Below are 19,299 nucleotides of genomic sequence, written 5' to 3' on the forward strand. Positions count from 1 at the left end.
GCTTCAAGCCAACGCCTGCTGCACATCCCGAATCGCCGACTCCAGGCTCGCCAGGTGCAGGCTCAACACCCGCTCCACCGGCGCCTGATGCATCGGCCAATGCAACGCCATGCTGCCCACCAGCCGGCCATTGGCCCGAACCGGTAACGCTACCGCGCGGATCAGGAACGGCAAGCGCACCGGGTATTCCCAATAACCTTCCGTGCGCTGGCCAAAGCCCTGATGCTGGGATTGCTCGCACACCCGGAACTGCTCGTCCGCCGCCACATGATCACGGCCCGCCAGGCGCTCTACTTCATCCGGAGCCAATTGCGCCAGGCAGGCTTTGCCCATCGCCGAATGAAACAGGCTGGCATGCTGACCGACAATCTGGCAGTTGTTCGGGTACAGCTTGCGCAACACCGTGGGGATGGCGCTTTCCATCACTTCAAGGCGCTCGCCATCGAAGCTCGACAAGTCCACCACCAAACCGGTGCGCTCACTCAACTCCAGCAGGCACGGCGCAGCACGCTCCACCAGATGGCGCTTGAAGCGTTGCTGGGTGTCGCCAAACAGTCGCTGCGCGCAGAGCCGGTAACGACGGTCACTCAGGCCACGATAAATCCAGCCCTGATCCTGCAACGTCAGCAGCATCCGCGACACCGTGGCCTTCGGTAGACGGGTCAGGTAATGCAACTCTTCCAGCCCCAGCGCCTGATGTTCGCCGAGCAATTCGATGATCGCCAGTGCCCGCTCCACTGAGCGCACGGTGCCTGTCTCGGCGTTGCTGCCCATGGTCGATCTCCTTGACGCGGATGGATGATCTCTTTTCACAGCAAGATACAGGCCCGTCCTGATTCAGCCGATCGACGTCAGGCACCCAGGCGGGCAGCGTTGCACCCAGCGGGTCAGTTGCTCATGGGCATAAGCCAACTGCAGCACCGCCTGATCCGCCTGGGCCGGGCCGATGATTTGCAGGCCCATGGGCAAGCCTTGGGGGTTGAAGCCCACTGGCACGCTCATGCTTGGCAGACCGGCCAATGTGGGGCCGATCACCACTTCCATCCAACGGTGGTAGGTGTCCATTTCACGCCCGCCAACGAGGCGCGGCCAGGGCTGTTGTGCATCGAAAGGGAACACTTGGGCGGTGGGCAACAGCAGGAAATCGTAACGTTCGAACAGTTTGCCCAAGGCCCGGTACCAGTCACTGCGGCTGGCCGAGGCCTGGAAAACATCCGCCGCGCTCAAGCGCCAACCGCCCTCCACTTCCCACTGCGCCTCAGGCTTGAGCAACGCGCGTTTTTGCGGGTCGGCGTAGGCCGCTCCCAGCGAACCCTGGACCAACCAATGACGGTGAACCAGCCAGGTCTGCCACAAGCGTTCCAGGGAAAAATCCGGTTGGCAGCTTTCGACGTCGCAGCCCAAGGCGATGAAGTCGGCCAGCGCTGATTCACACAGGCTTAGCACACCGTCGTCCATCGCCAGGTAACCGTTGTAGTCGCCCAACCAGCCCAACCGCACACCCTTGAAGTCACGCTGCAAGCTTTCAGCAAACACCGACGGGTCATCCTTGAGCGACAGCGGCACCCGAGGGTCGTAGCCGGCCTGAATACTCAACAGTCGCGCCACGTCCGCCACACTGCGGCCCATCGGGCCTTCGGTGGCCAGTTGCTGGACGAACAGTTCAGGCGCCGGACCATGGGGCACCCGGCCCTGGGAGGGACGCAGGCCGAACACGTTATTGAACGCCGCCGGGTTACGCAGCGAGCCCATCATGTCACTGCCATCGGCCACCGGCAGCATGCGCAACGCCAGGGCCACCGCTGCACCGCCGCTGCTGCCGCCAGCGATCAAGGTCGGATCGTAGGCGTTGCCCGTGGTGCCAAACAGCGTGTTGTAGGTTTGCGAACCCAGGCCGAATTCCGGGACGTTGGTCTTGCCGATGATGATCGCGCCGCTGGCCCGCACACGCGCCACGCTGATGGCGTCCTCGACAGGTATCTGCTCGGCGAACAGCGGCGAACCAAGCGTCGTACGCAGCCCTTGGGTAGCCGCCAGATCCTTGATCGCCTGGGGCATGCCGTGCATCCAGCCTCGGGAATGGCCCAGGTTAAGTTCCTGATCACAGGTCCGGGCCTCGGCCAGTACTTCTGCCTGAGGGCGCAACGACACCAGCGCATTGACCACCGGGTTGAAGCGCTCGACCTGCGCCAGATACGCCTGCATCACCTCGTGGCAGGACACCTGCCTGGCATGGATCGCACGCGACAGTTCGATGGCATCCAGTTCAACAATACTCAAGGCTTCACCTCGCTGGAAAACGGCGCAGGTCTCTTCGCCCGTGGCGCCTCATGCATGCAGTAAGTGCCCAGCAGCGTCAGGACGCAAGCGAACAGCACATAAAACGCCGGCGCCACCGGAGTGCCCAATACCTTGCTGAGCCACGTCACGATCAACGGTGCAAAGCCACCAAACACCATCACCGCCACGTTGTAGGCCACCGACACGCCGGTGGAGCGCACCTCGATGGGAAACTGCTCGGCCAGGGCCGTCGGCGCCGGGCCAAAAAAGCCACCGATGGCGGTGCACAACATCACCTGCATCACCAACAGACGCTCAATGGATGGCGCCGCAGCGACCCACACATAGAGCGGATACACCATCACGAAAAACGCCAGGGTGAAGGCCATCAACACCGGACGCCGCCCCAGTCGATCCGACAACAGGCCGGACAACGGAATCACCACGGTCATCAGCGCCACCGCGAACATTTGCACCATCAACACCTGATCCAGCGGCAGGCCGAGGTTCTTGTGGGCAAAGGTCGGCATATTCACCAGCACCACATAGAACGAAACCGTCGCGCCGCAGGCCAGGCCCATGGACACCAGAATGCTGCGCCGATGGTCGCGCAAGACCTCCATCAGGGTAGGCGCCGGGCCGGTGGCTTTTTTACGAGCCTCGATGAACTCCTCCGGGTCTTCCATGTGGCGGCGAATCCACAGCCCTACCGGACCGATCAACAAACCGAAGATGAACGGCAGACGCCAGCCCCACAGGTCGAGGGTTTGCGGGGAGAAGAAATGCGTGACCAACGCCACCATCGCCGCACCGCCGAACACCGCCAGGCACTGCCCCACCAACTGCCAGGAGCCATACAAACCCTTGCGATGGGCCGGTGCGCTTTCCACCAGGAACGCCGTGGCGCTGGCGTATTCGCCGCCCGTGGCGAAACCCTGGAGCATCCGCGCGACCACGATCAACAGCGGAGCGCCCATGCCAATGGCTGCGTAGGGAGGGGCGAAGGCGATCAGTGCGATGGACAGGGTCATCAGCCGGATAATCAGCTGCATCGCGGCCTTGCGCCCTTTGCGGTCTGAATAGATGCCCAGCAGAATCCCGCCCACCGGGCGCATGAAGAAACCGACTCCAAATGTGGCCAGCGCCATCAACAGCGAAGCGTACTCATCGTCCGAAGGGAAAAATTGCCGGGCGATGATGCTGGCGAGAAAGCCATAAACAATGAAGTCATACCATTCCAGCGCATTGCCGATCACGGCCGCCACGACCTGGCGGGTACGGGAGACGCCTTGTTTTGCAGTCTGCATGAGGAACACTCCATTCAACCAGTTGGGAAAGGTCCAGCGGCAGAAAAAGGGTTCGTCAGGCAGGCTTGAGCCAGCTCTCGGCCAGCGCGCCCCAGTAGGCGGCGCCGGTCAGCAGGATGTCGTCGTTGAAGTCATAGGCGGGGTTGTGGACCATCGGCCGCGAGACGCCGTTGCCGATAAGCAGGTAGCTGCCGGGGCAGCGTTGCAGCATCCAGGCGAAGTCTTCGCTGCCCATCAGCTTGCGGGTGTTGCTATCCACGGCGTCCTCACCGAGCAAGGCGACGCCGACCTGGCGGGCGAATTCGGTTTCTTCGGGGTGGTTGACCAGCACCGGATAGGCAGGGCGATGTTCAATGTGTGCAGTGCAGCCGAAGCTCGCAGCCTGGGTGAGAATGATGGCCTTGACCCGCTCCAGCATCTGCTCACGGACCGTCGTGTTCAACGCCCGCAGGCTCAGGCGCAGCAGCGCCTGCTGGGGGATCACGTTGGCGGCCTGGCCGGCTTGCAGGGCGCCGACCGTGACGACGGCGGCTTCCTGGGCATCGATATTGCGCGCCACCACCGTCTGCAAGGCCATGACCATACTGGCCGCCGCCACCAACGGGTCCACGGTCAGATGCGGCATGGAGCCGTGGCCGCCGACGCCTTCAAGGGTCACGGTGAGCAGGTCCTGGGAGGCCATCATCGGTCCAACCCGCAAGCCCAGATGGCCGGCCGGCAGCCCCGGCATGTTGTGCATGCCAAACAGTGCATCACACGGAAAGCGTTCCAGCAGGCCGTCGGCGAGCATGGCCTCGGCGCCGCCCTGGCCTTCTTCGGCGGGCTGGAAGATCAGGTTCAGGGTGCCGTCGAATTGACGGGTCGCGGCCAGGTAGCGAGCGGCACCTAAAAGCATCGTGGTGTGGCCGTCATGCCCGCAGGCGTGCATGCAGCCGCTGTGTTGGCTGCTGTAGGCGACGCCGGTGTTTTCGATGATTGGCAAGGCATCCATGTCAGCACGGATCCCCAGTTTTCTTGAACTGCTGCCATTGCGCAGTACGCCCACGACACCCGTCTGGCCTATGCCGGTGTGGACTTCATAACCCCATTCCCTGAGCGATTGCGCCACCAGGGCCGAGGTACGGTTTTCTTCGAAACCCAATTCGGGGTGGGCATGGATGTCCTGGCGCACGGCGTGCAAGTCGCTGGCAACATCGCTCAGCCAATCCAGGATGTGCTGGTGTGGGCTCATGGTGATTCTCCTCGCAGGCGGGTGTTCCCGTTCTTTTTTGCGTTCTTGGCACAACGCCGTCAGATAACCGCGATGTGCGCAGGAGGACAATCAAAGGTGGTTCCACCCTGTGGAACCTCAGGGGAGCAAGCGGCAACCCTGGCGTTCCCCCAGCCACTGGGCACTGTGGGTGCGGCCCAGTCCGCTGGCGGTTACCAGGCGTTTTCCCGGGTCGTCGGCAAAGGCGCTGGTGGGCACGTATTGCTTCACATAACCCAGGCAATACTCGGCGGGGTTGCCTTCCACGTAGCGGCAGGAGCAGTACTCCTTGGCGGTGTAGGCGGCGATGATGTCGGGGAAGGCTTGCAGGTTGACCCGCTCGTGCCAGATCCAACCCAGCAGCGCGAGCAACAACAGGATCAACAGGCTGATCAACGGATGGCGACGAATCATGGCTGCACCTGTTGGGCCACGGCGGCCAATACGCGTTTGAGCAGTTCGTTGTGGCGGTAGCTGCCATCGCGGTCATCGCCGTAGCGCACAATCACCAACTGTGCGTCGGGCAGCACATACAGTGCCTGGCCCCAGTGGCCAAGGGCGGCAAAGGTATCGGCGGGCGCGTCCGGCCAGGGCCTGGCGGCGCCCTGCACTTCACGGTTGAGCCACCAGTGGCCGCCGGGGACCGCTTCGTCCTGGCCGGCCTGGTATTTATCGAAGGGTTGGCGGTTGAAGTCGACCCAATCCTTGGGCAGTAACTGCCGCTCGCCCCAGCGCCCGTCCCGTTGCATTAACAGGCCGATCCGCGCCAGGTCCCGGGCGGTGAGGTAAGCGTAAGACGAGGCGACAAAGGTTTCGTCGGCATCGGTTTCCCAGGTGGCGTTGCGAATGCCAAGGGGCTTGAACAATGCGATCCACGGGTAGTCGACATAGGCTTTGTGGCCGAGCATGCCTTTGAGTGCGGCGGACAGTAGATTGGTATCGCCGCTGGAATAACGAAAAGCCTGCCCGGGGCCGCTGAAGGTGCCGGTGTCGGCCGCGAACTCCGCCATATCGCCCCGGCCACGGGTATAGAGCATGGCCACCACCGAGGACTTCAACGGGGCGTATTCATAGTCTTCCTGCCAGTCCAGGCCCGAGGCCCAGTGCAGCAGGTCAGCCAGGGTGACCGTCGGGTGTTGTTTCATCGGCGGGTAAAAGCGCGCGACCGGGTCTTTCAATTTAAAGCGGTAATCGTTGAAGGCCACGCCCAACACCGTGGCCATGATGCTTTTGCTGACAGACCAGGTCAGGTGCGCGGTGGTGGCGGTGGTCGGGGCAGCGTAGCGTTCGTAGATCACTTGGCCGTCACGGATCACCAGCAAGGCATCGGTACGGATGCCCTTGCGGGTGACATCGTCGCGCGCAGGGAAGGCGTAGTCTTCCAGCGCCTGAACGGCAGCGCCGCTGAGTGGCTGCCCTCGGGACCAGTCTTTAGTCGGCCAGTTTTCGGCGCGGGCGGTGATGGCGAACAGCAGCAAGGCGACGCAAAAAAAGCCTTTGACCATGGAGAGGAACTCGGGGGGCATTCAAGCCCGCGAGCCTAGCCGAGGAAAATGACGGTTTGGCGACATGTCAGTGGTGCGTCGGGTTCAGGGCCTTCTCCAGGCGCTTGGCCCTCGCGCCCGCCGCCAGATCCAGCACCGCCTGATCCCGCTGCCACTGGATGGCCCAGGACTCGGGACCTTTAGCCAGCGCGTCATTCACCTGCGTTTTCAGCGCCTCGAACTGCGCGAACAAGCCCCCCAGCAACACATGCCCTGCCCCGGACGCCGTCGGCTGGCGACTGACCTCCGCACACCCCGCCAACAATGCCAGCAATTGCAGACGCAAGCCTTGTGGCCAAGCGCATTCCTGGCCGACGCCATAGAGCCAGGCGCTCATCGCGCTCAGTACATAAGTGTCTTCCAGGGTGCGGAAGGGTTTGACGTAATGGTCCCAGCCGTCCCCCGGCAAACGCTCGCACAACACGTTATCCAGATGCACGCGGCCATGGCTGATGTCCGGCATCAACGCGATGGCGGGCAGCGGTTCCAGGCGCACACCCGCATCGCCCGCCAGGACCACCGCCAGGCTCAGCCGTGGTTTCTCATCAGGACCTTCGCAACGGGCGGCCACCAACAGCCAGTCGGCGGCATCGCCGGCAGTGACGAAATCCTTGCGGCCCGTCAGGCGCAGGTCATCCAGCCGCGTTTGCATATCCACCGGCCGCAGGCTGCGCTGCTCTGTCACACACAAGGCGCCAAGGCTGTGGGGCGCACTGGGCCACAGGGCACGCAACGCCGCCTGGTAACCCACCAGAAACGCCAGGCCCGGGGTCGTCATGAGGTGCCCGCCCCGCACGGCCAATTCGAAAGGGGTCACCGGCCCCAGTCGCTGTAACAAAGCGCTGTAGCCCTCGGCCAGGTCGGCATGGGCAGGCAAGCGGTCGGGGCGGTCGAGCAAGGCGGGCCAAGGCATGGGTACGTCCTCAAAGGGCTGTCATCTAAGCGTCATCGTAACTTCATGGAGATGACACCGGGGGTACATAGCCTGACTTTGCACAAACAAGTCGACTGGCCGCAACCCTGGCCGGCACCTGGAGACTCGCCATGACTCAGATCGCCCGCATCAGCGACACCGGCAATGAACGCCGTCTGCAAGCCGAACGCCTGATCGGCGCCCAGGCATTGCAGGAAGCCCAGGCCCTGCGTTTCAACGTGTTCAGCGGCGAATTCAACGCCAAACTGAAAGGCGCGGAACTGGGCCTGGACATGGATGACTATGATGTTCACTGCAGCCATATCGGCGTGCGGGACTTGAACAGCGGTCGGCTAGTGGCCACCACCCGTCTGCTGGACCATCAGGCGGCCAGCACCCTGGGACGGTTCTACAGCGAAGAAGAATTCAGCCTCCATGGCCTGGGCCACTTGCAGGGGCCGATCCTGGAAATCGGTCGTACCTGCGTCGACCCGGCCTACCGCAACGGCGGTACCATCGCCGTGTTGTGGGGCGAACTGGCAGAAGTCCTCAACCAGGGCGGCTACAGCTACCTGATGGGCTGCGCGAGCATCCCGATGCACGACGGCGGCATCCAGGCCCACGCCATCATGCAGCGCCTGCGCGAGCGATACCTGTGCAACGAATACCTGCGGGCCGAGCCGAAAAAACCGCTGCCAAGCCTCGACCTGCCCTCCAATGTCATCGCTGAAATGCCGCCCTTGCTCAAAGCCTACATGCGCCTGGGGGCGAAGATCTGCGGCGAGCCGTGCTGGGACGAAGACTTCCAGGTGGCCGACGTATTCATCCTGCTCAAGCGCGACGAGCTGTGTCCGCGTTACGCCCGCCACTTCAAGGCTGCCATGTGATGAGCCGCCTTCGGGTCTACGGGCGGATCGCCCGCGTGCTGCTGGTGGTGGCCTTGGGCTTGAGCATGGCCGGTATTTTTGGCCTGTTCGAACGCCTGGGCGTCGCCAACTCCATGGTCCGGCGCCAGCGCTGGTCGCGGTTTTTCATGGCGCGGCTGGGCAACGCCCTGCCCTTTCGCGTGACGGTTCACGGTGAATTGCCGCAGCAGTCGATGTTGTGGGTCAGCAATCACGTGTCCTGGACCGATATCCCGCTGTTGGGGATGGTGGCGCCGATGTCGTTTCTGTCCAAGGCCGAGGTCCGCACCTGGCCGGTGGCAGGTTGGCTGGCGGCGAAGGCCGGCAGCCTGTTTATCCGTCGTGGGTCGGGTGACAGCCAGTTGATCCGCAAGCAGATGACCCGTCATCTGGAGCAAAAACACCCGCTGCTGATGTTCCCGGAGGGCACCACCACTGACGGGCGCGCCTTGCGGACTTTTCACGGGCGGTTACTGGCCAGTGCGATTGAAGCTCAAGTGTCGTTGCAGCCGGTGGCGATTCGTTATCTGCGTGATGGGCAGATTGACCCGCTGGCGCCGTTTATTGGGGATGATGATTTGCTCTCGCACCTGATGCGGTTGTTTGGCAATGATCAGGGGGATGTGGAAATTCATCTGCTCAAGCCGATTGTCTGTGGTGGGCAGGAGCGTGCGGCGTTGGCGTTTCAGGCACAGCAGGCAGTGCAGAAGGCGTTGTTTGGGGCGGTGCCGGAGACCGAGTTGATGCCTGCCCGGCCAGCCTTCGCAGCTTGAAGTGATGTGAACACGGTTCAAATGTGGGAGCTGGCTTGCCTGCTCCCACATTTAGCTCTGTGTTGCCAGCTGGCTATTCGAAAACGCCTGCAATTGTGGATAGAACACTCGGAAATCCTCACTCAGCGGCTCATACAACTGCCGCAACTCCTGCATGGCATGGCCCAGCTCCTCGGGCCGTGTCAGGCGCCGGGCGATTCCCTTCAGTACCTGTTCCATTACCGCGAACTCACGGTACGAACCCAGCCAGTCGTCCGCTGCCATATAAGGCGCGATCTGCGCCAGCCGTCCAGGTAGTGCGGGCTCTTCAGCGAGCACCCGGTACACCTGCGACGTAAACCGTTCCAAAGGCTGATCGGCATACAACGCCCAATCCCGCGCCAGGCAATGATCGAAAAACACATCAAGGACGATCCCGGCATAGCGTCGACGGGTCAGGCTGAAACGCGACAGCGCCTCCCCTACCAGCGGGTGGCTGTCGGTGTAGCGATCGATTGAGCGATGCAGTTGAATCGCCGACTCGATTTGCGGGCTGAACTGGCCTTGCAGGCGACCTTTGACGAAGTCGCCATACAGGCTGCCAAGCAGTTGAGCAGGAAGTTGGCCGCCCAGGTGCAGATGTGCGAGATAATTCATGGCGCGCAGTCTAGCACTGCCGCTAACGTATCGTTATAACCCGATATACCAATTTAACCTGGCTTAAGACCAAAATCATATTGGCGTATCGGGATATAACGATTTAAAGTTCGCCTCATCGCGATATAACGTTTTACCAAAACCGAGCACCACTGCCATGTCCATCGACCTCGACGAAATAATAAAAGCCCTGGCGCACCCAGTACGGCGAGACATCCTCAACTGGCTGAAAGACCCGAAAGTGCAGTTCCCCGAACAGATTCACAACCATGAATACGGCATTTGCGCCGGGCAGATCGACCAGCGCTGCGGCTTGTCCCAGTCGACCGTGTCGGCCCACCTGGCCAATTTGCAACGGGCGGGACTGATCAGCAGCCAGAAAGCCGGCCAATGGCACTTTTTCAAACGCAACGAGGACGTGATCCAAGCCTTCCTCAAAGCGCTCACCGAAGAACTCAGCACACCGCTGTAACAAGGACCCGACAATGCCCCTCTCGCTACTCATCCTGGCCTTAAGCGCCTTCGCCATCGGTACGACCGAGTTCGTCATCATGGGCTTGCTGCCCGATGTGGCGGCCGACCTGGGTGTATCGATTCCCGGCGCCGGCTGGCTGGTGACCGGCTACGCCTTGGGCGTGGCCATCGGCGCGCCCTTCATGGCACTGGCCACCGCCAAGCTGCCGCGCAAGGCCGCACTGGTAGTGTTGATGGGCATTTTCATCATCGGCAACCTGCTCTGCGCCATGGCCAGCGACTACAACGTGCTGATGCTTGCCCGTGTGGTCACTGCGCTGTGTCACGGCGCCTTCTTTGGTATCGGTTCGGTAGTGGCCGCCAATCTGGTGCCGGCCAACAAGCGCGCTTCGGCCGTGGCCTTGATGTTCACCGGCCTGACCCTGGCTAACGTACTGGGCGTACCGCTGGGCACCGCACTGGGTCAGGAAGCCGGCTGGCGCTCGACCTTCTGGGCAGTCACCGTGATTGGCGTGATCGCACTGATCGGCCTGATCCGCTTCCTGCCGGCCAAGCGCGATGAAGAAAAACTCGACATGCGCGCCGAGCTCAAGGCCCTCAAGGGCGCGGGTATCTGGCTGTCGCTGAGCATGACCGCGTTGTTTTCAGCGTCCATGTTCACCCTCTTCACTTACGTTGCACCGTTGCTGGGGGATGTCACTGGCGTCTCGCCCAAAGGCGTGACCTGGACCCTGCTGCTGATCGGCCTCGGCCTGACCGTCGGCAACATCATCGGCGGCAAGCTGGCGGACAAGCGCCTCGCGGCCACCCTGATCGGCGTGTTTATCAGCATGGCGGTGGTCTCCACGGTACTGACCTGGACCAGCGTCGCGGTGATCCCGACTGAAATTACCCTGTTCCTCTGGGCCACCGCCTCGTTTGCCGCCGTGCCGGCGCTGCAGATCAACGTGGTGACCTTCGGCAAAGCGGCCCCCAACTTGGTGTCCACCTTGAACATCGGCGCTTTCAACGTCGGCAACGCCCTTGGCGCCTGGGTTGGCGGCAGCGTGATTGCCCATGGTTTCGGCCTGACCAGCGTGCCATTGGCCGCTGCGGCCCTGGCGGTCCTCGCCCTGCTGGTGACCCTGATTACTTTCCGTCAGAGCGGCGATGCCGACCTGGCCCCTGCGACTAACTGATCAACTAAAGAGAAGGGTGTTTCCCATGACGACTATTTTCGATCCGATCAAGCTGGGCGACCTGGAATTGTCGAACCGCATCATCATGGCGCCGCTGACCCGCTGCCGTGCCGACGCCGGCCGCGTTCCCAATGCGCTGATGGCTGAATACTACGTACAACGGGCTTCCGCCGGGCTGATCCTCAGTGAAGCGACTTCCGTGACGCCGATGGGCGTGGGTTATCCGGACACCCCGGGCATCTGGTCCAACGACCAGGTGCGCGGTTGGGCCAACGTGACCAAGGCCGTGCATGGCGCAGGCGGCAAGATCTTCCTGCAACTGTGGCACGTCGGTCGGATTTCCCACGAGTCCTACCTCAACGGCGAGACCCCGGTGGCCCCGAGCGCCCTGCAGCCTAAAGGCCACGTCAGTCTGGTTCGCCCGCTGGCCGACTTCCCTACCCCACGCGCCCTGGAAACCGCTGAAATCGCCGACATCGTCGACGCTTACCGCGTGGGTGCAGAGAATGCCAAGGCCGCCGGTTTTGACGGTGTAGAGATCCACGGTGCCAACGGCTACCTGCTCGACCAGTTCCTGCAAAGCAGCACCAACCAGCGCACCGATAACTACGGCGGTTCCGTGGAAAACCGTGCCCGCCTGCTGTTGGAAGTGACTGACGCGGCGATCGAAGTCTGGGGTGCTGGCCGTGTGGGTGTGCATTTGTCGCCCCGCGCCGACCTCCACGACATGGGCGATGAAAACCTGTCGGAAACGTTTACCTACGTCGCCCGTGAACTGGGCAAGCGCGGCATCGCGTTCATCTGCTCCCGTGAGAAAGAAGCCGGCGACAGCCTGGGCCCACAACTCAAGGCAGCGTTCGGCGGCCCATACATCGTCAACGAACGCTTCACCAAGGACAGCGCCAATGCCTGGCTGGCTTCGGGCAAGGCAGATGCGGTGGCCTTTGGTGTGCCCTTCATTGCCAACCCGGACCTGCCTGCGCGCTTGAAAGCCGATGCACCGCTGAACGACGCACGTCCTGAGACGTTCTACGCCAAAGGCCCGGTCGGCTACATCGACTACCCGACCCTGGCACTCTGATCCTGAAAACGAAAAAGCCCCGGCTCGCAAGTGCCGGGGCTTTTTCATGGGCGTAAGAAATACTCCTTCACAGCCTTGCAACAATATCGCTACAAAATACTTAGCCGGCTACGTATCAACCTGGCGTATAAAGTCACCCCAGAAAATCAGGCACCGGTTCGATTGAATGCCTTGAGTCTTTACTGTTGACACAACTAGACTCAATTACGCATTTTGTCTTAATTGCGCAGGCTAGGGCTCAAGCGCAGCATGTCCAACCCGATATCGACCCAACGTTCAGCCTCTTGGTGTAGCTGAAAACTGTCCGGTACCAGCAGCCACTGGCCGAGGATCCCGTCGATATAGGCATGCATGCACACCGCCGCACGAATGGTGTCAAGGTTTTCCGGTAGCTGCCCGCGATGGACCGCGTTACGCAGGGCCAACCCAATGCGCAAATTGCATTCAAGGCTGGCCGTCTGACGCTGACGGCGCAGATCACACATTTCATCGGTGAATTCGCACTTATGAAACAAAATCTCATTGATGCGCCGGGTTTTCGGGTCCAGGGCCACTTGATGGAACAGATGAATCAGCAACTTGCGCATACAGCCCAGCGGGTCGACTTCGTCCTCGCTCTCGCTGGCCCTGGCCATTTCGTCCAGAGGCTCATGCAAGGTGTCGAGCATCGCCTGCACCAGGTCGGCCTTATTGCTGAAATGCCAGTAGATTGCACCGCGCGTCACACCGGCCAACGCCGCGATATCCGCCAGCGTGGTACGCGCAACCCCGCGTTCGTAAAAGGCTTGCTCGGCGGCTTCAAGTATCTGTTTGCGCGTTTCCTGAGCTTCCTCTTTGGTACGACGGACCATGGCAGTAAAACCTCAATCAGAACACATGGGGTGATCGCTAAGGATCATCTGAATAATTATGGGACGAGGCCTTCAAGGGCTTCGAACGTACTAAAATCGTGGCTTCCGAGGCTGGTTTGTTACGAATCCTGGACGCCTGTCAAGAGTTTACAAACAACCATGAACGTAAGTATATTGCGTAGCAAGCTACTTATCCACTCAGTGCCTGTTTTTTACCCTTCCACCATTCTTGTGCGCACTTTGCGCGCCTGACCCGAGGATCTTCATGCAACTTAAGCCAGCTGTTACCGCTCTGGTCACTGCCGTCGCCCTGGCATCGCTGCTCAGCGGATGTAAAAAGGAAGAAGCGGCTCCGCCCGCTCAAATCCCTCAGGTCGGCGTGGTCACCATTCAACCTCAAGCCTTCACCCTGACGTCCGAGCTCCCGGGCCGCACCACGGCTTACCGCATCGCGGAAGTCCGTCCTCAGGTCAACGGCATCATTCTCAAACGCCTGTTCAAGGAAGGCGGCGACGTCAAGGAAGGCCAGCAGCTCTATCAGATCGATCCGTCGGTCTATGAGGCCACCCTGAAAAGCGCCCAGGCCAACCTGCAACAGACCAAGTCGATTTCCGATCGCTACAAGCAGTTGGTCAACGAACAAGCGGTCAGCCGCCAGGAATACGACACTGCCGTCGCCAATCGCCTGACCTCGGAAGCCAACTTGCAAAGCGCCGATATCAACGTGCGCTACACCAAGGTCTACGCACCGCTGACCGGCCGCATCGGCCGCTCCTCGGTCACCGAAGGCGCCCTGGTCAGCAACGGCCAGACCAATGCCATGGCGGTGATCCAGCAACTGGACCCGATCTACGTCGACGTCACACAGTCCTCGGTTGAACTGCTGGAGTTGCGCCGCGAGCTGGAAAGCGGTCGCCTGCAAAAAGCCGGTGACAACTCGGCCAAGGTCAAGCTGACCCTGGAAGATGGCAGCGCTTACAGCCTCGACGGCAAGCTGGAGTTCTCGGAAGTCTCGGTGGACGAAACCACCGGTTCCGTAACCATTCGTGCCGTGTTCCCCAACCCTGACCACACCCTGCTGCCGGGCATGTTTGTCCACGCGCAATTGCAGGCCGGTGTGAACAGCGCGGCGATCCTCGCCCCGCAACAGGGTGTGACCCGTGACCTCAAAGGCACCCCGACTGCCTTGGTGGTGGGTGCGGACAACAAGGTCGAACTGCGTCAACTCAAGGCCAGCCGTACTGTTGGCAGCCAATGGCTGATCGACGATGGCCTGAAAGCCGGTGATCGCGTGATCACTGAAGGCCTGCAATTCGTGCGCCCTGGCATCGAAGTCAAGGCAACCGAAGCAACTAACGTAAAGGCAGCAAACCCGGCCCCTGCCCCGGCAACTGATAAAGCTGCGGGCGGCAAAGGGGAGTAAACCATGTCGAACTTTTTCATCAACCGTCCGATTTTCGCCTGGGTAATTGCCCTGGTGATCATGCTGGTCGGTGCGCTATCGATCCTCAAGTTGCCCATTAACCAGTACCCGAGCATCGCCCCACCGGCGATCGCCATCTCCGTGACCTACCCAGGCGCCTCTGCACAAACCGTGCAGGACACCGTGGTGCAGGTTATCGAGCAGCAGCTCAACGGTATCGACAACCTGCGTTATGTGTCCTCGGAAAGTAACTCCGACGGCAGCATGACCATCACCGCCACGTTCGAACAAGGCACCAACTCGGACACCGCCCAGGTTCAGGTGCAGAACAAGCTGAACCTGGCCACCCCGCTGCTGCCTCAAGAAGTGCAGCAGCAGGGTATCCGTGTCACCAAGGCCGTGAAGAACTTCCTGCTGGTGATCGGCGTGGTCTCCACCGACGGCAGCATGACCAAGGACGACCTGTCCAACTACATCGTGTCCAACATGCAGGACCCGATCTCGCGGACCGCGGGTGTAGGTGACTTCCAGGTCTTCGGTGCCCAGTACGCCATGCGTATCTGGCTCGACCCGGCCAAGCTGAACAACTTCAACCTGACGCCGGTCGACGTGAAGAACGCCATTGCCGCACAGAACGTCCAGGTGTCCTCCGGGCAACTGGGTGGTTTGCCGGCAGCACCGGGCACACAGCTGAACGCCACGATCATTGGCAAGACCCGCCTGCAGACTGCCGAGCAGTTCAAGGCAATCCTGCTCAAGGTCAACGCTGACGGCTCGCAAGTGCGTGTCGGTGATGTGGCTGACGTCGCCTTGGGCGGTGAAAACTACAGCATCAGTGCCCAGTTCAACGGCAGCCCGGCTTCCGGCCTGGCAGTGAAACTGGCCAACGGCGCAAACGCCCTGGACACCGCGAAAGCACTGCGCCAGACCATCGCCGACCTGGAACCCTTCTTTCCGCCAGGCATGAAAGTGGTATTCCCGTACGACACCACTCCGGTGGTAACCGAGTCGATCAAAGGTGTGGTTGAAACCCTGGTCGAAGCGATCGTGCTGGTGTTCCTGGTGATGTTCCTGTTCCTGCAGAACTTCCGCGCCACGGTGATCACCACCATGACGGTCCCGGTGGTATTGCTGGGTACTTTCGGGATCCTCGCGGCCTTCGGTTTCAGCATCAACACCCTGACCATGTTCGCCATGGTGCTCGCCATCGGCTTGCTGGTGGACGATGCCATCGTTGTGGTGGAGAACGTCGAACGTGTGATGAGTGAGGAAGGCCTGTCACCCAAGGATGCCACCATCAAATCGATGGGGCAGATCCAGGGTGCGTTGGTGGGTATCGCGCTGGTACTGTCGGCCGTACTGTTGCCGATGGCGTTCTTCGGCGGCTCCACCGGTGTGATCTACAAGCAGTTCTCGATCACCATCGTGTCGGCCATGGCGCTGTCCGTACTGGTTGCCCTGATCTTCACCCCTGCCCTGTGCGCCACCATGCTCAAGGCCATTCCCAAGGGTGAACACGGCACGCCAAAACGCGGGTTCTTCGGCTGGTTCAACCGCACCTTTGACCGCAGCGTGAAGAGCTACGAACGTGGCGTGGGCAATATCCTGCGGCACAAGGCACCGTACCTGCTGATCTACGTGATCATCTTCGCGGGCATGATCTGGATGTTCCTGCGTATCCCGTCGTCCTTCCTTCCGGAAGAAGACCAAGGCGTGCTGTTTGCCCAGGTCCAGACGCCCGCCGGCTCCAGTGCCGAACGTACCCAGGTGGTGGTCGACGAAATGCGCGAATACCTCCTGCGTCCGGCCAAGGACGGTGGCGAAGGCGACGCGGTGAGCTCAGTGTTTACGGTGACCGGCTTCAACTTCGCCGGTCGTGGCCAGAGTTCGGGTATGGCGTTCATCATGCTCAAGCCATGGGGCGAACGTAACGCTGACAACAGCGTCTTCAAGCTGGCCCAGCGTGCACAGATGCACTTCTTCAGCTTCCGCGATGCAATGGTGTTTGCCTTTGCTCCGCCGGCCGTACTGGAGTTGGGTAACGCCACCGGTTTCGACGTGTTCTTGCAAGACCGTGCAGGTATCGGCCACGAGAAGTTGATGGAAGCGCGCAACCAGTTCCTGGGCATGGCGGCGCAAAGCAAGATCCTCAGCCAGGTCCGTCCAAACGGCCTGAACGACGAACCGCAATACCAGTTGGAAATCGACGACGAGAAGGCCAGCGCCCTGGGCGTGACCCTGTCCGACATCAACAACACCCTGTCGATTGCGCTGGGCAGTAGCTACGTCAACGACTTCATCGACCGCGGTCGGGTGAAGAAGGTGTTCCTGCAAGGTCGCGACAACTCTCGCATGAGTCCGGAAGACCTGAAGAAGTGGTTCGTGCGCAACAGCGCCGGAACCATGGTGCCGTTCTCTGCCTTCGCCAAGGGTGAGTGGGTCTACGGTTCGCCGAAACTGGCCCGTTACAACGGCGTGGAAGCCATGGAGATCCTCGGAGCTCCGGCGCCGGGCTACAGTACCGGTGAGGCCATGGCGGAAGTCGAGAACATCGCCGCGAAGCTGCCAAAAGGCGTCGGTATCTCCTGGACCGGCCTGTCTTACGAGGAACGTCTGGCAGGTTCCCAGGCACCCGCCTTGTTTGCCCTGTCGTTGCTGATGGTGTTCCTGTGCCTGGCGGCGCTGTACGAAAGCTGGTCGATTCCGATCGCGGTCGTTCTGGTAGTGCCGTTGGGGATTATCGGTGCGCTGCTGGCTACCACGCTGCGCGGTCTGTCCAACGACGTGTACTTCCTGGTGGGTCTGTTGACCACTATTGGCCTGGCGGCGAAAAACGCCATCCTGATCGTCGAGTTTGCCAAAGACCTCCATGAACAGGGCAAGAGCTTGCAGGAGGCCGCCATTGAGGCCTGCCGCATGCGTCTGCGCCCAATCATCATGACGTCCCTGGCCTTCATCCTCGGCGTGGTACCGTTGGCTATTTCCACCGGTGCAGGCTCAGGAAGCCAGCACGCCATCGGTACAGTGGTGATCGGCGGTATGATCACCGCCACCGTACTGGCGATCTTCTGGGTACCCCTGTTCTTTGTCACGGTATCGTCCATGGGCCGCAGGAAAAATGCGGACAACCCAGGCGACACTGAAACTCCACACAATGAGGCTGGCCGATGAGCAAGTCGCTACTTTCCCTGGCAGTTACGGCATTCGTGCTCAGTGGCTGCTCGCTGATACCTGACTATCAGCGCCCCGAAGCGCCGGTGGCCGCGCAATTCCCGCAGGGGCCGGCGTATTCGTCGGCCCAGGCGCCGGGCCAGGCCGCTGCCGAGCAAGGCTGGAAGCAGTTTTTCCATGACCCTGCCCTGCAACAGCTGATCCAGACCGCCTTGGTGAACAACCGTGACCTGCGTGTCGCGGCCCTGAACATCGACGCCTATGCGGCCCAGTACCGCATCCAGCGCGCCGACCTGTTCCCGGCGGTTTCGGCCAATGGCAGCAGCAGTCGCCAGCGTACGCCGGCGAATATGTCGGCAACCGGCAAAGAGAGCATCACCAGTTCGGCATCCGTTACTCTCGGCGTCAGCTCCTATGAACTCGACCTGTTCGGTCGGGTCCGCAGCCTGAGCGAAGAAGCGCTGCAGAAGTACTTCGCCACTGAAGAAGCACGGCGCAGCACGCAGATCAGCCTGGTGGCCAGCGTGGCTAACGCCTACCTGACCTGGCAGGCCGACAAGGAACTGCTGAAGCTGACCCAGGACACCCTGGGTGCGTACGAGGAGAGCTACCGGCTTACCTCCCGCAGTAACGAAGTCGGCGTGGCCTCGGCACTGGACTTGAGCCAGTCGCGTACCTCGGTGGAAAGCGCCCGGGTCCAACTGGCGCGCTACACCCGCCAGGTGGCCCAGGACGAAAACAGCCTGACCCTGCTGCTGGGTACCGGCCTGCCGGCAAACCTTGTCAGCCGTCCGTTGGCTGATGACCTGTTGAGCGAAGTACCGGCCGGTCTGCCTTCGGACCTGCTGCAACGTCGTCCCGACATCCTGCAAGCCGAGTACAACCTCAAGGCTGCCAACGCCAACATTGGCGCGGCACGGGCTGCGTTCTTCCCGAGCATCAGCCTGACGGCCAACGCCGGCACCCTGAGCCCGGACCTCGGCGGCCTGTTCAAGGGCGGCTCGGGTACCTGGTCGTTTGCACCGCAGATCAACATTCCGATCTTCAACGCCGGCAGCCTGCGTGCCAGCCTGGATTACTCGAAAATCCAGAAAGAGATCAACGTCGCGACCTACGAGAAAGCGATCCAGACCGGCTTCCAGGAAGTCTCCGACGGCCTGACAGCACGTGCCACCTACAACCAACAGTTGCAGGCCCAGCGTGATTTCGTCTCCGCCAACCAGGACTACTACCGTCTGGCCGAGCGTCGCTACCGCATTGGTGTCGACAGCAACCTGACCTTCCTCGACGCCCAGCGCCAGTTGTTCAGTGCCCAGCAAACGCTGATCACCGACCGCCTGGCACAGCTGACCAGCGAAGTGACTTTGTATAAGGCACTGGGGGGTGGCTGGAATGAGCAGACAGCGAAGAATGAGCCGTTGAAAGAAGAAGCGCCGAAGTTGAAGTTGTTCTGATAACACCGGCAAAAAACAAGAAGCCCACCTTTTGGTGGGCTTCTTGTTTTCCAGCAGCCG

General features: G+C 61.3%; 17 protein-coding genes. 8 read left to right on the plus strand and 9 right to left on the minus strand.

Going from position 1 to position 19,299, the window contains the following annotated elements:
* Positions 1–3: 3 nt before the first annotated feature.
* The 7 genes from GNF76_RS21065 to GNF76_RS21095 form a co-directional block, all read right to left on the minus strand.
* Positions 4–774, minus strand: a complete 771-nt coding sequence (locus GNF76_RS21065) for an IclR family transcriptional regulator (RefSeq protein WP_155585044.1) — start codon at positions 772–774, stop codon at positions 4–6.
* Positions 775–837: 63 nt separating this feature from the next.
* A complete protein-coding gene (locus tag GNF76_RS21070; protein ID WP_155585045.1) occupies positions 838–2,280 on the minus strand; it encodes an amidase in 1,443 nt (480 codons plus the stop codon).
* Positions 2,277–3,587 (minus strand): citrate-proton symporter, encoded by a 1,311-nt coding sequence (locus GNF76_RS21075; protein WP_155585046.1) that lies wholly within the window; start codon positions 3,585–3,587, stop codon positions 2,277–2,279. The genes GNF76_RS21070 and GNF76_RS21075 overlap by 4 nt, the downstream gene beginning before the upstream one ends.
* 55 nt (positions 3,588–3,642) lie before the next feature.
* Positions 3,643–4,818 (minus strand): M20 aminoacylase family protein, encoded by a 1,176-nt coding sequence (locus GNF76_RS21080; protein WP_155585047.1) that lies wholly within the window; start codon positions 4,816–4,818, stop codon positions 3,643–3,645.
* A 117-nt stretch (positions 4,819–4,935) separates the two neighbouring features.
* Positions 4,936–5,250, minus strand: coding sequence for an amidase (locus GNF76_RS21085; RefSeq protein ID WP_155585048.1), 315 nt, complete (start codon positions 5,248–5,250; stop codon positions 4,936–4,938).
* Positions 5,247–6,341 carry a serine hydrolase domain-containing protein gene (locus GNF76_RS21090; RefSeq protein ID WP_155585067.1) on the minus strand — a complete coding sequence of 365 codons (1,095 nt, stop codon included), beginning with the start codon at positions 6,339–6,341 and terminating at the stop codon, positions 5,247–5,249. Before GNF76_RS21090 ends, GNF76_RS21085 begins: the two co-directional genes overlap by 4 nt.
* Before the next feature lie 67 nt (positions 6,342–6,408).
* The gene (locus GNF76_RS21095; RefSeq protein WP_155585049.1) at positions 6,409–7,293 is read right to left on the minus strand and encodes an acyl-CoA dehydrogenase family protein; all 885 of its coding nucleotides are present in this window, start codon (positions 7,291–7,293) and stop codon (positions 6,409–6,411) included.
* 131 nt (positions 7,294–7,424) lie between these two features.
* Here GNF76_RS21095 and olsB point away from each other — a divergent pair, with 131 nt between their 5' ends.
* Positions 7,425–8,180, plus strand: coding sequence for an L-ornithine N(alpha)-acyltransferase (olsB, locus tag GNF76_RS21100; RefSeq protein ID WP_155585050.1), 756 nt, complete (start codon positions 7,425–7,427; stop codon positions 8,178–8,180).
* Positions 8,180–8,971, plus strand: coding sequence for a lysophospholipid acyltransferase family protein (locus GNF76_RS21105; protein WP_155585051.1), 792 nt, complete (start codon positions 8,180–8,182; stop codon positions 8,969–8,971). Before olsB ends, GNF76_RS21105 begins: the two co-directional genes overlap by 1 nt.
* A gap of 51 nt (positions 8,972–9,022) precedes the next feature.
* On the opposite strand, the gene GNF76_RS21110 is transcribed toward GNF76_RS21105, so the two are convergent.
* Complete coding sequence (locus tag GNF76_RS21110; protein ID WP_155585052.1) at positions 9,023–9,607, minus strand: acyl carrier protein phosphodiesterase; 585 nt, start codon at positions 9,605–9,607, stop codon at positions 9,023–9,025.
* Between the two features lie 157 nt (positions 9,608–9,764).
* Here GNF76_RS21110 and GNF76_RS21115 point away from each other — a divergent pair, with 157 nt between their 5' ends.
* Genes GNF76_RS21115 through GNF76_RS21125 form a run of 3 tightly spaced genes read left to right on the plus strand, consistent with a single transcriptional unit; the run spans position 9,765 to position 12,340 of the window.
* Entirely contained in the window at positions 9,765–10,079 is a 315-nt protein-coding gene (locus GNF76_RS21115; protein WP_155585053.1) for an ArsR/SmtB family transcription factor, read from the plus strand.
* A gap of 13 nt (positions 10,080–10,092) precedes the next feature.
* The gene (locus GNF76_RS21120) at positions 10,093–11,259 is read left to right on the plus strand and encodes an MFS transporter (protein WP_155585054.1); all 1,167 of its coding nucleotides are present in this window, start codon (positions 10,093–10,095) and stop codon (positions 11,257–11,259) included.
* A gap of 25 nt (positions 11,260–11,284) precedes the next feature.
* Entirely contained in the window at positions 11,285–12,340 is a 1,056-nt protein-coding gene (locus GNF76_RS21125) for an alkene reductase (protein WP_155585055.1), read from the plus strand.
* A gap of 218 nt (positions 12,341–12,558) precedes the next feature.
* Here the strand turns inward: GNF76_RS21125 and emhR are convergent, their stop codons facing one another.
* Positions 12,559–13,191, minus strand: coding sequence for an efflux system transcriptional repressor EmhR (emhR, locus tag GNF76_RS21130; protein WP_155585056.1), 633 nt, complete (start codon positions 13,189–13,191; stop codon positions 12,559–12,561).
* A 265-nt stretch (positions 13,192–13,456) separates the two neighbouring features.
* Here emhR and emhA point away from each other — a divergent pair, with 265 nt between their 5' ends.
* The 3 genes from emhA to adeC are packed head-to-tail and all read left to right on the plus strand — an operon-like array spanning position 13,457 to position 19,239.
* The gene (emhA, locus tag GNF76_RS21135; RefSeq protein ID WP_155585057.1) at positions 13,457–14,614 is read left to right on the plus strand and encodes an efflux RND transporter periplasmic adaptor subunit EmhA; all 1,158 of its coding nucleotides are present in this window, start codon (positions 13,457–13,459) and stop codon (positions 14,612–14,614) included.
* A 3-nt stretch (positions 14,615–14,617) separates the two neighbouring features.
* Entirely contained in the window at positions 14,618–17,785 is a 3,168-nt protein-coding gene (emhB, locus tag GNF76_RS21140; protein WP_155585058.1) for an efflux RND transporter permease subunit EmhB, read from the plus strand.
* Positions 17,782–19,239, plus strand: coding sequence for an AdeC/AdeK/OprM family multidrug efflux complex outer membrane factor (gene adeC / locus GNF76_RS21145; RefSeq protein WP_155585059.1), 1,458 nt, complete (start codon positions 17,782–17,784; stop codon positions 19,237–19,239). The genes emhB and adeC overlap by 4 nt, the downstream gene beginning before the upstream one ends.
* Positions 19,240–19,299 lie beyond the last annotated feature (60 nt).

The organism is Pseudomonas spelaei (assembly GCF_009724245.1).
Lineage (GTDB): Bacteria > Pseudomonadota > Gammaproteobacteria > Pseudomonadales > Pseudomonadaceae > Aquipseudomonas > Aquipseudomonas spelaei.